The organism is Streptomyces sp. NBC_00829, from assembly GCF_045161795.1.
GTDB lineage: Bacteria > Actinomycetota > Actinomycetes > Streptomycetales > Streptomycetaceae > Streptomyces.
On sequence record NZ_CP108868.1, the window covers coordinates 75,878 to 89,069 of the forward strand.

Sequence of the window (13,192 nt, forward strand, 5' to 3'; positions counted from 1 at the left end):
CCCGCCGCCTTCGCTCCGCGCCCCGGCCGCGCTCCCCCGCCGCCGGCCACCCGACGCACCCGCCAGTCGTACGTCGCCTCTCCCCTCCTCGTCTCATGGAGCGCTCCGTCATGCCCTCAGTCGATTTCGACCCTCTCGTCGCCGAGGAGCAGCTACTCGCTGCGGCACGCGCTGGGATCCGCTCGATCACGCACGCCACCGGAACCTGTACAGCCCAGGACCTCTCGGATCTTCTCGCCCAGCAGCTCCGCGCCGGCCTGCTCCGCCAAGCCCTCCCCCTCCCGGGATCCTCGGGCCCCGGTGAGCTCGACGTCGAAGCCGTGGTTCAGGCGAACTACGAGCTGGAGACCACCATCCACGGCCGGGCCGCGCAGGTGCGCTTCACGCCGGGCCTTGCCCAGAGCGGTGTGGCTCACGGGGAGCACATGGACGTGCGGGCCGCCGTGTCGCTCACGTACCGGGTCAGCCTCCAGTTCGAGTGCGCCGTGGTCAGCACCGACCGCGGCCAGAGCTGGTCGCCGGCCCTCACCAGCGCCCGCCGTCCTTGGCTGACGTCTGCCAGGAACCTGTGCCCTGAAGTCGGCGAGCAGGTGACCGCCCTCATGTACACCCCCGCCCACGGCCCGGGCCTCGCACCGGTCAACGACGCGGCACGCCTCGTCGCAGCCACGCGGGCCCTGACCCGGCTCCGTGTCGCGCAGGGCGACCTTGCCTTCGCCGGCTCCCGCGCCGTCGCGGCCCGGGCCGTGTTCGAGCGGTACGGCTGCGGTCCTGGCGACGCAACCCGGCTCCACGCGCATCTGCGGGAGCTCGCGGCCGCGCAGGACAAGGGCCTCGTCGGCTGGTGAGCCCCGCCCGCCGCGCCGCGCGGAGGTCCCGCGCGGCGGCACCGCCCCCACCCAATGCCTTCACGTTCGGAGAGGTCATGCCCGTTCTCGTTCCAGCACAGCCCGCACAGGCGGCACCGCCGTTGCCGACGTTCTGGCTCGGCGTCCACCGCCCGCACTGGCTCAAGGAGAGCCGCGTGCCGATGTTCGTGTCGAACCGCCAGCTCGCCCGCGTCAAAACCCTTCCCCGCGCCGGCCACCCGTGGGCGCTCGACAGCGGCTTCACGGAGATCACCAAGTTCGGCGAATGGCGCACCACCCCGCAGCAGTACGTGCAGCAGATCCGCAGGTACAGGGATGAGGTGGGCCGGCTGTCCTGGGCCAGCCAGCAAGACCTCATGTGCGAGGACGACGCGCTGCGCATGACCGGCCTGACGATCGACCAGCATCAGGACCTCACCGTCGCGAACTTCCTGACGTTGCGCGAGCTCGCCCCCGAGCTTCCGATCATCCCCGTCGTCCAGGGGTGGCTTCGTCCCCACTACGCCCGGTGCGTCGAAAAGTTCGCGGCGGCCGGCGTCGATCTGACCAAGGAGCCCCTCGTCGGCGTGGGCAGCATCTGCCGGCGGCCCAGCACCTTCACGGCGAGCTGGATCCTGGAGGACTTGCACGCCATGGGCTTGAGGTTGCACGCCTTCGGCTTTCTTCCACCCAACCGACAGTTGTCGAACCGACGCCGCATCGGCTGTCTCTTCGAGGGTTAGCGCTGAGGTCCGTCCAGGTGATCGCCGTGTTGGATCGAGACGAGGTGGGCCTTCTATCTCAGTTGTTCTGAGCGTCGCTGACTCCGGACGCCTCCCGCTCCGCGGCGAATTGATCGAGGAGTTGGAAGAGGACCTCGATCGCGCGCTTCTCGTCCCCCGCGGGAAGCTGAGCGATGGTGTCCAAGCCGTCTGGCAGTGCGATGTGGAGGACCTGCCCAGGCCAGCCGTGATTGCAGCGACGACCGCCATGGGCGACGAGCCAGTCGTGGAAACCAGTGAGCCCAGGACCACCGTGGCGGAGGGCATGTTGGTCGTAGCCAGTCAGGAACGCGGTCACCTTGCCGAAGGATGCCGTGCCGACGAACATGCCCGGCCGCTTGCCCACGGAGGCGAAGTACTCGCGCTCGGTCATCTCCATGAGCGTCTTTTGGGGGCGGTCTCTCGGATGTCGCATGTCAGGTGTCGTTTCGGGGGTGGAGGACGCCCTCGGCGATTTCGCGGACGCGGTCCATGGTGATCCCAGTTCGCTGCTCGACGGCGAGCGGATGGTCAGTGGGCTCCAGTTCAACGAGGGGCCGCTGCCCGACCTTCCTGGTGTGGACGTTGGTCTTGAGGTTGAGGGTGCTGGGCGCGTAGATCGACAGGGCGGTCGTCAGCCAGCCGAAGTAGGGCGGCTCGGACTCGCGGCCCGGCGTGTCCCACAAATTCAAGCTGTGGGCGAAGTTGTCCCGGCTCAGAGAGACCCAGACCCCCCAGGAGAAGACCTCGTCGCTGTCGATGACCGGGATCTCGATCATGCCTTTGACCAGAAACTGCTGCGCCTTGATCACGCACTGGTCCGAGGAGAGCATGCTGTCGGGCGTGTTCTCGAACGCCGGGTCCCAGACGTCGGGCGCCATGGTGGAGTAGCTCGTGGGCAGGTCTGCGTGGAACTCGCCGCAGCATGAACACGTGTATCCGAGATCGGTGGCCATGCGGGGAGCTTAGTGATCGCATAGGACAGGCAATCGGCTGGCTCGGAACGCTGGCGCTCGACGTCATCTGGATCGGCGCCGCCGGGGCGGGAGCTTGATGACGTTCTTGGCCTCGGCCTCGTGGGTGAGTTCGACGACCACGGCGGTGAGGGCCCCGACCCGGTCTTTCAGCAGCTGCTTCTCGGCTTCGAGTCTCTTGATCTTGCTTGTGGCGTCCTCGAGTCGCTGCTGGAGAGCCTGCTGGTTCGGGATCAGCGGACCGCCGCCGGCTCGGGTCTTGAAGTCCGCGAGTGCCTCGCGGTGGTGTTCATAGAGCCGCTGCCTGGAGATGGCGGCTTCGGCCGCGAGACTGGAGACGGTGAGTTTGCCGTCGCTGCGGCTGGGCTTTCCGGCGAGCAGGCGCGAAACCGCTGCGGCAAGGTCCCGTGTCTCGGTCTGCAGCTGGTCAAAGTTGCTGGTCACGGTGCTGTTCCTGGACTGGTGGCTCTGGTCGGGCGGCATCGTGCTCGTCGAGAGTGCGTTCGTGTTCGGCGAGGTTGATCTCGATGCTCTGCTGTAGCGGCTCGGGCATGCCGGGCATGCCGAGGTCCACTCGAAGCTGATGGATATGGCCGTTTACCTCGTGGATGTCGCGGTCCGTTCTGGCGATGTTGACGCAGGTCAGACGGCAGCGCGGCCAGGCAGGGCCGCTGAGGTCCGCGTCTCGTGGGTCGCGGCAGGCCGCTGTCGGGTGGCGATAGACGCAGGTGAGAAGTTCTCCGTGGTAGATCTGCAAGTTGTCGTTGGCGAGCAGGTGGTTGACCTGGGTGGTCGTCGTGATCGCCATCCCGGCGAACTGGGCGCCTGCCGCGACGCGCTCACGGTAGGTGGCTGCGGCGGGTCCCGAGACGTGCTCGCCGTTCAAGATCCGCTGGTGGTCCTCGTAGATGGCCTCGGCCCGGGCGAGCAACTCTTCGTAGCCGAGTTCCTCGCGGAAGCCGGCGTCGGCCAGGCCTAATGGTGGAGTCGGGTATTGGAACTGTCCGAATGCCTCAGCCATGGCGGACCCAAGCGGTGAACTCGTCGGCGAGGCCGGGCGGGTTGGCGGCCTCGGTCCGGCGGGCGATCGCTTCGTAGTACTCCAGCTCGTGGACGAGCACCGGCCCGGGGCGGCCGACTGACCTTTCGATGACACCGGTCGCGTGGAGGATTTGGACGAGCTGGCAGCAGGCTTGGTTGAACTGGGCCTCGATCTGGGCGGCGAGCGGCCCGGTGGATCATGCGCCACATCCTCGTCGTGGACATCGCCCGGATCGCTCCGGAGTGCACGGTCTGGAACAGGCGGGCAGCGAGTTCACGCCGTTCCCGCCATTGATCAATTCCCGTGCCCGGGGGGACTTCCCCGGTCGCAGCCATGCCCGCAAGTACCTGGGCCAGCTGTTGCTGCTGTGGAGGGATGCCCTCGGACTCGTCCTGCTGTCGGCGTACCAACTCCTCGCCGGTGCGGATGCGTCGGACGATCCGGGCGGTGTCCGCCCGTGCAGCGGCAGTTAGGCGGTCCAGTTCGCCGGCCGAGTATCCGCCCTCCGGACTCGTCCTGGGCCCGGGAAGGCGCCTCGCGAACGCGTCGCGAGCCTCCATGGGGATCTAGTCCCAATGCCGCTGACTTTGGATAGGTCTTGTCTGTAGCGTGTGCCGCGGGAGGGGTGCTGGTGCCACGGGCTGGGCAGGTCAAGCCGCCGGTTGAGGAGCGGTTGTCGGATCGCATCGCGTTGGGTGTGTTGACGCGGGCGTTCCCGGCGGAGTTGGTCGATGAGGTTGTTGCTGAGACGGGCAGGGTTGAGTGTCGGAGTCGGTTGCTGCCAGCGCGGGTCGTGGTCTATTTCGTGCTGGCGATGTGTCTGTTCTCCGGGCAGGCGTATGAGGAGGTCGCGCGGCTGCTGACGGAGGGGCTGGCCTGGGCCGGCCGGTGGCGGGGCAGGTGGGATGTGCCCTCGACCGGGGCGATTTCGCGAGCGCGGGCCCGGCTGGGGCCGGAGCCGCTGCGGGCGCTGTTTGTACGGGTGTGCCGGCCGGTGGCGACGCCGGACACGGTCGGTGCCTGGTACCGGGGGCGGCGGGTGGTGGCGGTGGACGGCACCACACTGGATGTGGCGGACACCCCGGCCAACGACGCGTTCTTCGGACGCCCGGGGTCCGGGCGGGGTGAGAAGAAGGGCGCGTTTCCGCAGGTGCGGCTGGTGGTGCTGGCCGAGTGCGGCACGCATGCGGTCTTCGCCGCGGCTACCGGGGCGTGCACGGTGGCCGAGACGGTGCTGGCCGACACCCTGCTGCCGCGGCTTCAGCAGGGGATGCTGCTGCTGGCCGACCGCAACTTCCTCTCCTTCGACCGGTGGAAGGCCGCCGCCGGGACGGGGGCGGACCTGCTGTGGCGGGTCAAGTCCAACGCGGTGCTGCCCGTGTGCGAGCAGTACGCGGACGGCTCCTACCGTTCGGAGATCTACGCGGCACGGGACAAGCGCCGCGTGCACGGGCAGTTGGTGCGGGTGGTGGAGTACACCATCGCCGGCCACGAAGAGGCCGGCCCGATCCGGCTGGTCACCACGATCCTCGATCCCGAACAGGCACCCGCGCAGGAACTCGCGGCCCTGTATCACGAGCGGTGGGAAGTGGAAGGGGTGCTGGACGAGATCAAGGTCCACCAGCGCGGTGCGGACGTGGTTCTGCGCTCCAGATACCCCGAAGGTGTCGAGCAGGAGGTCTACGGCTTCCTCCTCGTCCACCACGCACTCCGCCAGGTCATGCACCAGGCCGCGGTCGAAACCGGAACCGACCCGGACCGGCTGTCCTTCACCCGCTCCCTGCGCGTTGTGCGCCGCCAGGTCCCCGCCCAGGCGGCTTTTTCCCCCTGAGCGCCTCACCGCCGCCTGGGACCGCGCCCTCGCCGAGATCACCCGCCACCTCCTGCCGGTCCGCAGACTCCGTGCCTTCCCCCGCGTCGTCAAGCGCAAGATGTCCAACTGGGGCCTCAAACGGCCTCAGCACCGCGACTGGCCCCAGCCTGCTGCCCCGCCCGCCGAAGCCGTCACCATTACCCCCGCCTCCAAGACCGCCCCGGCCAAGCGAAAACCGAAGGTCACGGCTTAAAACAGCGGCATTGGGTCTAGGCCATGGAACAACAGGCGCGCGGTGGCGCTTTCCGTTACATCGTTCAGAGGGCACCGATGGAGGCGGGCTGGTCCACGATCACCAGGACGGTGCCGAACTTCGCGGCCAGCTTGTCGAAGACGGCCCGCAGCTTCGGCTCGCTGTTGGGCAAGGGCTTGTCGAAGACCTTCTTCCCGGCCGGGGTCAGTCCGTGCCCGTGGTGGGTCGTCTTGCCGACGTCCAGGCCGAGGAACACGCCCACATCCTCGGTGCCGAACACCGCATCCCTCCTGGGGAGTTGATCCGTGCCGGCCTCGGCGTCGGTGTCGTACGCGCGCATCCACGTTATGCAGACCTGCCGCCCGCGAGCTGTCCGGCATTGCGCCGGACCGAGCGGTGGCCGGACCTCTGATCAGCGTCTCCGACGGCACCTCCCGGGCCCGGTGACACCACCCCCCAGGTCATCCGTTCGACAGGGGGCAAAAGTCATGCCGGGCCCGGAGGCCAGCGGCCCTCTTGCAGGACCGCGAAGAACATAACGGGGGAAAGCGGCGGCCGTTGACTTGGATCGCGACGGTGTACGGGCCGGGAGTGATCTTCGTGGTGGCCGTCGACCGCAGCTTGTGCGGCTTGGCCAGAAGGAGCGGCTGGCCGGGCTGGACGGTGTTGCGGTTGAGGAAGTAGACCTTCTCGCGCTGCTTGCCGGTGGGCGTGGTGGAGGAAATCACGAACATGACATCCACCGGGACGGCCACGGTGGCGGTGAGGGCGGCGGAGAAGCTGAGCACGTCGCCGTCGGCCAGCTCGGTGCGTTCCAGGACGAGAGGTGTCAGCTCCAGCGGTGCGTCATGCGGGTAGCCGAGGAAGGCGTAGGCGTCCGGCGAGCCCTTCTTGAGTCTGCTCCTCAGGGCCGTCCGGGCGATGAAGGCGAAGTGCTGGTCGGAGGTGCTGGCGGCCGCCAGTGCTCGTGCTCGGGGTTGAGAACGCGCAGGTTGATGAACGCGGCAAGGGCGGCCGGGTCGTGGGGCGTGGAGAACTTCAGCAGGGCCTTGGCGGGGGCACTGACGCCTCCGGAGCCGTCGCCGCTCCCGGTCGTGCTCTTCCCGCTCTCGTCCTTGGCTACGGGGCCTGGTGGTCGGTTCTGTGGCGGGGGCCGCCGTGCGGTGACGGCGGCCCCCGGTACTGTCGGGGTCAGGTGTTCCGGGTCCTCCGGCGGCGCACGGCGGTGTAGCCCACGGCGGCCAGGACTATCGCGCCGCCGCCGACGACTGCGGCAATGGTGCCGGTGCGGCTGAAGGAACCGGCCGCCTGCTCGCAGTACCGGTCGTTGTCGTCCTTGACCGTGATGGTCAGGTGACCCCGCTTGCCGATCGCTGCGGACTTCTCATGCTGCCCGGCGATGTCGACCGGGTAGCTTCCCGGCCGGATGTCGCAGCTGATGGTGCCGTAGCCCTCCCCGAAGCTGTTCTTCCGCATCTCCACGGTCACGTCCTTGGTGAACGCCGGAGACTTCACGGTGAAGCTGCCGTTGCCGTCCGCGGCCAGGGAGGTCAGGTCGACGTCGGACGTGACCACAACGGGTGCACCCTGCTGAAGGGGGCCGTCCGCGGTGCTGTCGCTGTCGTTTTCGCGGATGCTGATGCTCAGGCCCGGACCGTCCGCCGCCGAGGCTGTGTGAGGGCCCGTTAGGCCGATGATGGTCGCGGTGAGAGCGGTCGCTGCAGTGTGCAGGTACATCTCGCGTACCTCGCCTTCCTGAAAGGGGGGTTCAGCCGGCCTTGGGCGGCACGAGCAGGGTTTCACGGCCGAGGGTGGTGGAGGTGTCGGTGTAGAGGGTGGTCTCACCGTCCGACCAACGCACCAGCAGGTCGTCGGGCTCGCCCTGCGTGTAGGCGCCCGCGGTCATGACAGCGGCGTGGGTCCACAGTTGGTTAGAGGACACCATCCGGACTTCCGTTCCCACACCGGAGGGGCCCGCGTCGCGGTAGAGCGAGAGCTTGCCGTCCGACCAGCGCACTATCACGTCCCAGTTGGGGCCGCCGGTGAAATTGCCGGCGGTGAGGATCGTGGCGTCCTTCCAGGTGTCGTTGGGGTCCTTGAGCTTGTGCTCGTGGAGGAGGCCCCGGCCGTCGACGTCGGTGTAGAGGGAGAGTTCCCCGTCGACCCAGCGGACCATGAGGTCGTCGGTCCACTTGTTGTCGCTGTAGCGTCCGGCCGTGATCTGGATGGCGTTCCGCCAGGTGTCGTCGGGCTTCTGGAGCTGCGTCTCCTTGGCGAATCCGCCCTGGCCGTCGACGTCGGTGTAGAGGGTGACTTCGCCGTCCACCCAGACCACGACGAGGTCGGAGGAGTCGCTGCCGCTGAAGTCACCTCCGGCGATGACCTTGGCGTCCTTCCAGGTGTCGGACTTCGTGATCCTCTTCTCGCCGGAGAAGCCGCCCTTGCCGTCACCGGCGTAGAGGGTGACCTCGCCGTCCGTCCAGACCACGATCATGTCGGTCTTGCCGTCGCCGTTGTGGTCACCGGAGGCCATCTTCTTGGCGTTGGTCCACAGGCCGCCGCCGGTGGGGTACATGCTGTAGCCACGCGGGTATTTCTGCGGTTCGGTGTTGTTCTTTGCGGCGGCGTAGATCTCCAGGGCACGCTTGTCGTAGGTCACGGCGAAGGAGATGCGGTCGCTGTCGTTCTCCAGGCCGCCGCCGTAGTAGCCGCCGAGGTTGCCGATCACGGTTCCGCTGCCGGTCGTGGTGTTCAGGCCGGTGATCCAGGGGCTTCCGGAGGTGCCTCCGTAGAAGCCGCCGCACTCCATGCGCATCTGCCGGTAGCCGGGAAGCTGCCGGGTTGTGACGCCGGGCAGATGATCGGCCGCTTCTTCGGGTTGTGGCTTCCCGGGTAGCCGACCACGGTCACGTTCTGGCTGTAGTCGCCGTTCACCTGGCCGAGCTTGAGGGCGGCGCCGACAGCCTTCTGCAGGCTGTGGTTGCTGCTGTTGGTGCCTACCCGGGCGAAGGCGTAGTCCAGGTCGGAGTTGGCGTCACGGGTGGGCTTGTCACCCACCTTGTACCAGCGGGAGTCGCGGATCCACTTCTGCACCGGGAACCGGCCGTAGGGGGCGGGGTTCGTCGCCGCGCCGTCGTAGCGGGGCACGAACATGCCCTTGCTGCCGCCCGAGCAGTGTGCGGCGGTCAGGATGACGTTGCCCTGCGGGCTGTCGATGACACTGGCCGAGCAGAAACGCCCTTCCAGCTTGTCGCTGGCGGGGTCCCGTGTGTAGTGGAAGAAGGTGCCGACGGTGGGGACGCCTCCGAAGTAGTGGCCGTCATTGGCGGCTGCCGCAGCCGACAGGCGTGCGGCGGGCTTCCAGCCGGCGGGCGCCTCGGGGCGGGGAGAGTCCGGTGTGGCTGCGGCCATCCGCTCGGGTGTCCAGAACTCCTCGGCCGCTTCGCTCGTCCACTGGTCGTCTTCGACCGCATCGTCATCGTCGGCGGAGGGTGCGGGCGTAGACGGTGTAGTAGAGGGCGCCGAGGGTGCAGAGGGTGTGGGTGTTGCCGACGTGGAGGGTGCGGAGGGATCCGACGGCGTGGAGCGTGCGGGGCTGGTGGAGGGTGCAATCGGGGGAGGGGTGTCTGCGATGGCGGGCGTGGCAGTTGCCAGGACGAGCGCACCGGCTGACATCAGTAGCTTATGTATTCGGGTTATGCGCATGTTTCCTCAACATGTATGGAGCTCTTGGCATGCTGGTGGTCCCTTACGGGCGGCCCAGTCGGCTTGACACACGCCGGACTCGACACTGGCAAGCCCGACTGCGGGCACGGTGGTAGTTGGGTCCGCGGCAGCGGCAGACGCTTCGTGCGGTCGCGACCGCGACGACTGCGCCGTTCCAGCCGTTACTTCAGGGAGAGCTTGTTTCCCCGGTCATCCGATCCGTTTTGATCGAAGCGCGGCGCCGACGGCAACCGCGCCCGCCGCAGCGGGCACGCACTGGTACCTGGTCATGAGCCCCCGTTCCGCTAGCCGTGGCCGGACGGGCGAGTTGGTCAGACTCCCCCGTGCTCCAGCCCGGCATGCATGTCCTCGGCAGATCACTGCCGACCTTGATCCAAACCTACCTCTTATGTGCGTATCTCAGCTTGACTCTGTCGGGGATCTTGGTGTCGTCTGCTCAGTCTCTGGTGGACCGCCAAGACCTCGGCCGGGGGATCCCGTGCTGGTCCAGGAAGTTCTGGAAGGCGGTCGGCGGCCGGGACGAAGGTGCTTCTCATGTCGGCGGCCGTCGGCTGAGGCGCTCGATGTTCGCGGCGATGGCTGTGAACACGTGCTGTAGGTGGGCTTTCTGCTGTCCCCGGTGGCGGCAGCGGCGCATGCCGTGTCCGTGGGCGAGCTCGTTGATGGTGCCTTCCACTCCGGAGCGGACCGCATAGCGGGCCTGCCATTCGGGTGTCTGCTGCTCGGCGCGGACTCGGAGTTGCAGGTCACGGAGTTCTCGCGGGGGAAAGCCCACGCTCCGGGCGCTGTCGGCGGTGGTCGTGCAGCGGGTGCGGACCGGGCAGGGGCGGCACTGGCTCTTGGTGAACCGCGCCACGATCAGAGGTGCCGCGGTGGGCGAGGAGGTCGGATAGGGGCCGTGCCAGCCCGCGCTGGCCTCGCCCTGTGGGCAGGTGACCTGCCGCCGGTCGAAGTCGATGTGGAAGTCGTCGCGGCCGAAGCCATCGTTCTTTTGCAGTGCTGGCGGGTGGAGTTGACCGGCACCGGCCCGGTGACCGTGACCTGGTGTTCCCGGGCCGCCTGCTCCAGATGGACCAGGGAGGTGTAGCCGCCGTCGACCAAGTGCTCGGCCGGCAACAGCCCGCGGCGCTTCAGCCGGATGTGGATGCCGGGCAGAGCCTTCGCGTCGTAGCCAGTGGCGTCGGTGGTGGCCACATCCGTGATCACATTGACGTCGTCGGGATCACAGGTCTCGGTGAGATGCGCGACGAACCCCTTCCAACGGGTGACATGTCCGCGGCGCGCATAGCGGGCCGTCGGATCGTAGGGCGAGACGACTGCGACGGCCGAGGGCGGCAACCCGCCGTCCTCGGCGGTGCGCCAGCGCAGACGGCCGGCCCCGTCGCGGTAGTAGTTCTGCACCATGATCTGCCGCAGGGCCTGGACCCGGGGACCGGACAGGCGATCCGCCCCATGCTCTCCGACGAGCTCCAGCAGCCGGACGGCGTCGCCGCCTGTGGCAAGGATCCTGGTCTTGGGCGGGTGGGATTCTTGCCCAGACGGACCGGACGGCCGTAGCGGCGCCCCCACTCCTCGTCGACCAGGTCGGCCAGCAGGTGCGGAGCTGCGCTGGCCAGCTCTTCCAGCGCGGCGCGGACGGCTTCGGTGACCAGTTCCAGCCGGGTCAGGTCGCGCACCGCGGCCAGGACGTGGGTGGAGTCCGTGCGCTGGGTGGTGCGCTCGCGGACGAGACCGGCCTCCTTCAGGCGCGCGAGCGCGAGGTCGAGGAGACGGTCGGCTCGGCCGCCTTCGGTGAGACGGTCGCGGAAGTCGGCCAGCACGCTGTGGTGGAATCCGGGAGCGTCCAGTTCCATGGCCAGCGCGTACTTGAAATCGATGCGGCAGCGAACCGCCTCGGCCGCCTGCCGGTCCGACAGACCGAGCAGGAACTGCAGCACACAGACGGTGGCCAGCGGGGCGGGCGAGAGCCCCGGGCGGCCGTCGCGCGGGTACCAGTCGGCGAAGTCCTCATCACGCCACAGCCCGCCCAGGTGGTCTCTCACCCACATCGCCGTTGTACCGCCTGGGTTGCTCGCTCGCGCCATCTGCACGGTCAGAGACGGGACTTGCTCACCAGAACGGACGTGGAGCGACAACGGACACCTCGACAACTGCATCGGTTCTTGAACAGAGCCGAGCATGCTCGTTGATCATGCTGCCCCGCCGGGGATCCCCAAGATCCCCGACAGAGTCAGCGTCGGTTCGGGAAGGGGCCGTCGGAAAAGGACCCGAACCACGGGCACCTCGTCGGCGGCCTACTTCACCCGGCGAGAGGCCCGCAGAAACGGACCGGTGGCAACACCGGCACCGCGCTGCGGGCCGACTCAACCACCTCGGCGCCCAGTTGCGCTTCACCGACCTCGACGGGCTGCGGCTGACCTGCTTCGCCACCAACACCAAACGCGGCCATCCCGCCGACCTGGAACTGCGTCACCGACGCCCGGCCCCGCTGCGAGGACCGCATCCGAAACGCCCGCGACACCGGCCTGCGCAACCTGCCCTGCACGCCGCCGCGAAGAACCAGATCTGGCTGGAGATCGTCCAGCTCGCCCTCGACCTGCTGGCCTGGATGCGATGCTCTGGCGCTGAAGCCGTGACCAAGGCCCAGCACCCGGTAGTCACGGAGCCTTGCGGCAGCCGTCTTGAGTGGCGAGCCAGTCCGTAGCCGTCGTCAACACTTGGTCACGTTCTTGTGCAATCGGGACATTCACGTCGGGGGCTATGGGCCCGTTGTAAAGGTGCCCGTTCCGGTCAGCTTCGCGGGCCACGGTCAGGATGACCAGCGCGCCGTCGGAGAGCCGGTACGGGGCGTTCGCGGTAGGGACACCGGCGGTCGGCTGCCCAAACGTGCGGGTGTTGGAGCGGCCTTGGAACGCGATGGTGACTGCTTCCGCGGCGCTCGAAGTCCTCCGGCTGGTCAGCACGGCCACCGGCGGCATCGGCCGTGCGAGAGACGGGGCGGAGCCCCATTCGTCCATGTACTGGCGGGGGGTGCCGTTCTCGATCGTCCATGGAGCCTTCTCGCCGTCCGCGTAGACAGCTTCGCCGACCGTCCCGTCCCCGAGGATAGGCCCCACGGCGGCGAGCGGCCCCCACATGTCTCCGCCGCTGTTGCTCCGCATGTCGATGACCCAGCCACAGCTGCCCTGTTCGTCGAGCGCTCTGACGGTCGAGCGCGCCGAGCGGACGTACGGGGCTGCAATGCGGTCGGACGGGACTGGCGGGAGCATCAGATAGCCGATGGCACCGGCGAGGTGGCGGCCTTCGGGGAGCATCAGGTCGTCAGCCGGCGTGTTCAGGGCTTGGGACGCCTCCTGGGGGTCGAAAAAGGTGCTGTGCCGGTCGTCTAGATCCCTCAGCGCCTGCCGGATCGCTCCGTAGGTCTCGGCAGGTGTCCGTGCCTTCTGCGCGTGAGCAACGGCGTCCCGACGAACCTTCGGCCAGTCCACGTCTGCTGTGACAAGGGAATGCTTCTCCATCACATCCAGCGCGGAAGTCAGGTAGGCGCTTGCCTTCGGCGTCATCCCGCTTGCCGTCTCGACATCACCTTCGGCGGTGCATCCCGCCACCGCCAGTGCGGCAGCAATGGCGGTGGCCTTGGTCAAACCAGATATTCGGCCTCTTTTCGTCACCCTCACGGCACGTTCCTGATCTGATAGTGGTGATGCACGCCCGATCGATCCCACCCGCTGGAGGACTTTGCCGCAGGACCACCCGCGCCCCGCCAGGCATTTAT

Annotated in this window: 16 protein-coding genes and 2 pseudogenes; 5 read left to right on the forward strand and 13 right to left on the reverse strand. The window is 68.1% G+C overall.

Features of this window, described 5'->3' with window-relative positions:
• The first annotated feature begins 110 nt into the window (after nt 1-110).
• Both OG293_RS39925 and OG293_RS39930 read left to right on the forward strand, forming a co-directional pair.
• Complete coding sequence (locus OG293_RS39925; RefSeq protein WP_331752066.1) at nt 111-848, forward strand: hypothetical protein; 738 nt, start codon at nt 111-113, stop codon at nt 846-848.
• Between the two features lie 77 nt (nt 849-925).
• Entirely contained in the window at nt 926-1,591 is a 666-nt protein-coding gene (locus OG293_RS39930; protein WP_331752067.1) for a hypothetical protein, read from the forward strand.
• 58 nt (nt 1,592-1,649) lie between these two features.
• Here OG293_RS39930 and OG293_RS39935 read toward each other — a convergent pair whose 3' ends face one another.
• The 4 genes from OG293_RS39935 to OG293_RS39950 form a co-directional block, all read right to left on the reverse strand.
• Nucleotides 1,650-2,003: a hypothetical protein gene (locus OG293_RS39935; protein ID WP_406003885.1), complete on the reverse strand. Its 354-nt coding sequence runs from the start codon at nt 2,001-2,003 to the stop codon at nt 1,650-1,652.
• A gap of 43 nt (nt 2,004-2,046) precedes the next feature.
• Nucleotides 2,047-2,565 carry a DUF2199 domain-containing protein gene (locus OG293_RS39940; protein ID WP_331752069.1) on the reverse strand — a complete coding sequence of 173 codons (519 nt, stop codon included), beginning with the start codon at nt 2,563-2,565 and terminating at the stop codon, nt 2,047-2,049.
• Between the two features lie 63 nt (nt 2,566-2,628).
• The gene (locus OG293_RS39945) at nt 2,629-3,027 is read right to left on the reverse strand and encodes a hypothetical protein (protein ID WP_331752070.1); all 399 of its coding nucleotides are present in this window, start codon (nt 3,025-3,027) and stop codon (nt 2,629-2,631) included.
• Complete coding sequence (locus OG293_RS39950; RefSeq protein ID WP_331752071.1) at nt 3,011-3,604, reverse strand: hypothetical protein; 594 nt, start codon at nt 3,602-3,604, stop codon at nt 3,011-3,013. The genes OG293_RS39945 and OG293_RS39950 overlap by 17 nt, the downstream gene beginning before the upstream one ends.
• Before the next feature lie 263 nt (nt 3,605-3,867).
• Between OG293_RS39950 and OG293_RS39955 the strand changes: the two genes are divergently transcribed.
• Both OG293_RS39955 and OG293_RS39960 read left to right on the forward strand, forming a co-directional pair.
• A complete protein-coding gene (locus OG293_RS39955; protein WP_331752072.1) occupies nt 3,868-4,098 on the forward strand; it encodes a hypothetical protein in 231 nt (76 codons plus the stop codon).
• Nucleotides 4,099-4,256: 158 nt separating this feature from the next.
• On the forward strand, nt 4,257-5,456 hold the full coding sequence (locus tag OG293_RS39960; protein ID WP_331752073.1) for an IS4 family transposase: 1,200 nt from the start codon (nt 4,257-4,259) through the stop codon (nt 5,454-5,456).
• A gap of 302 nt (nt 5,457-5,758) precedes the next feature.
• Here OG293_RS39960 and OG293_RS39965 read toward each other — a convergent pair.
• The 8 genes and pseudogenes from OG293_RS39965 to OG293_RS40000 all read right to left on the reverse strand — a co-directional run.
• A pseudogene (locus tag OG293_RS39965) lies at nt 5,759-5,971 on the reverse strand (transposase); the annotation flags it as partial.
• A 181-nt stretch (nt 5,972-6,152) separates the two neighbouring features.
• A complete protein-coding gene (locus OG293_RS39970; RefSeq protein ID WP_331752075.1) occupies nt 6,153-6,479 on the reverse strand; it encodes a hypothetical protein in 327 nt (108 codons plus the stop codon).
• Between the two features lie 403 nt (nt 6,480-6,882).
• Entirely contained in the window at nt 6,883-7,428 is a 546-nt protein-coding gene (locus OG293_RS39975) for a hypothetical protein (protein WP_331752076.1), read from the reverse strand.
• Between the two features lie 31 nt (nt 7,429-7,459).
• Nucleotides 7,460-8,506, reverse strand: a complete 1,047-nt coding sequence (locus OG293_RS39980) for an FG-GAP-like repeat-containing protein (RefSeq protein ID WP_331752077.1) — start codon at nt 8,504-8,506, stop codon at nt 7,460-7,462.
• A complete protein-coding gene (locus tag OG293_RS39985) occupies nt 8,443-9,102 on the reverse strand; it encodes a trypsin-like serine peptidase (RefSeq protein ID WP_406003886.1) in 660 nt (219 codons plus the stop codon). The genes OG293_RS39980 and OG293_RS39985 overlap by 64 nt, the downstream gene beginning before the upstream one ends.
• A gap of 847 nt (nt 9,103-9,949) precedes the next feature.
• Nucleotides 9,950-10,375 (reverse strand): transposase, encoded by a 426-nt coding sequence (locus OG293_RS39990; RefSeq protein WP_331752537.1) that lies wholly within the window; start codon nt 10,373-10,375, stop codon nt 9,950-9,952.
• Nucleotides 10,276-10,623 (reverse strand): hypothetical protein, encoded by a 348-nt coding sequence (locus OG293_RS39995; RefSeq protein ID WP_406003887.1) that lies wholly within the window; start codon nt 10,621-10,623, stop codon nt 10,276-10,278. The genes OG293_RS39990 and OG293_RS39995 overlap by 100 nt, the downstream gene beginning before the upstream one ends.
• Nucleotides 10,620-11,459, reverse strand: a complete 840-nt coding sequence (locus tag OG293_RS40000) for a transposase (protein ID WP_406003888.1) — start codon at nt 11,457-11,459, stop codon at nt 10,620-10,622. The genes OG293_RS39995 and OG293_RS40000 overlap by 4 nt, the downstream gene beginning before the upstream one ends.
• 326 nt (nt 11,460-11,785) lie before the next feature.
• Here OG293_RS40000 and OG293_RS40005 point away from each other — a divergent pair.
• Nucleotides 11,786-12,028: pseudogene (locus OG293_RS40005) on the forward strand (transposase); the annotation flags it as partial.
• Nucleotides 12,029-12,074: 46 nt separating this feature from the next.
• On the opposite strand, the gene OG293_RS40010 reads toward OG293_RS40005, so the two are convergent.
• Nucleotides 12,075-13,061, reverse strand: a complete 987-nt coding sequence (locus OG293_RS40010; protein ID WP_331752079.1) for a S41 family peptidase — start codon at nt 13,059-13,061, stop codon at nt 12,075-12,077.
• Between the last annotated feature and the right edge of the window lie 131 nt (nt 13,062-13,192).

Bases quoted from the DNA above. Each gene is read 5' to 3' on its own strand.
- OG293_RS39925 (WP_331752066.1), top strand. From the start codon at position 111: ATGCCCTCAGTCGATTTCGACCCTCTCGTCGCCGAGGAGCAGCTACTC.
- OG293_RS39930 (WP_331752067.1), top strand. From the start codon at position 926: ATGCCCGTTCTCGTTCCAGCACAGCCCGCACAGGCGGCACCGCCGTTG.
- OG293_RS39935 (WP_406003885.1), bottom strand. From the start codon at position 2,003: ATGACCGAGCGCGAGTACTTCGCCTCCGTGGGCAAGCGGCCGGGCATG.
- OG293_RS39940 (WP_331752069.1), bottom strand. From the start codon at position 2,565: ATGGCCACCGATCTCGGATACACGTGTTCATGCTGCGGCGAGTTCCAC.
- OG293_RS39950 (WP_331752071.1), bottom strand. From the start codon at position 3,604: ATGGCTGAGGCATTCGGACAGTTCCAATACCCGACTCCACCATTAGGC.
- OG293_RS39975 (WP_331752076.1), bottom strand. From the start codon at position 7,428: ATGTACCTGCACACTGCAGCGACCGCTCTCACCGCGACCATCATCGGC.
- OG293_RS39980 (WP_331752077.1), bottom strand. From the start codon at position 8,506: ATGCGCATGGAGTGCGGCGGCTTCTACGGAGGCACCTCCGGAAGCCCC.
- OG293_RS39985 (WP_406003886.1), bottom strand. From the start codon at position 9,102: ATGGCCGCAGCCACACCGGACTCTCCCCGCCCCGAGGCGCCCGCCGGC.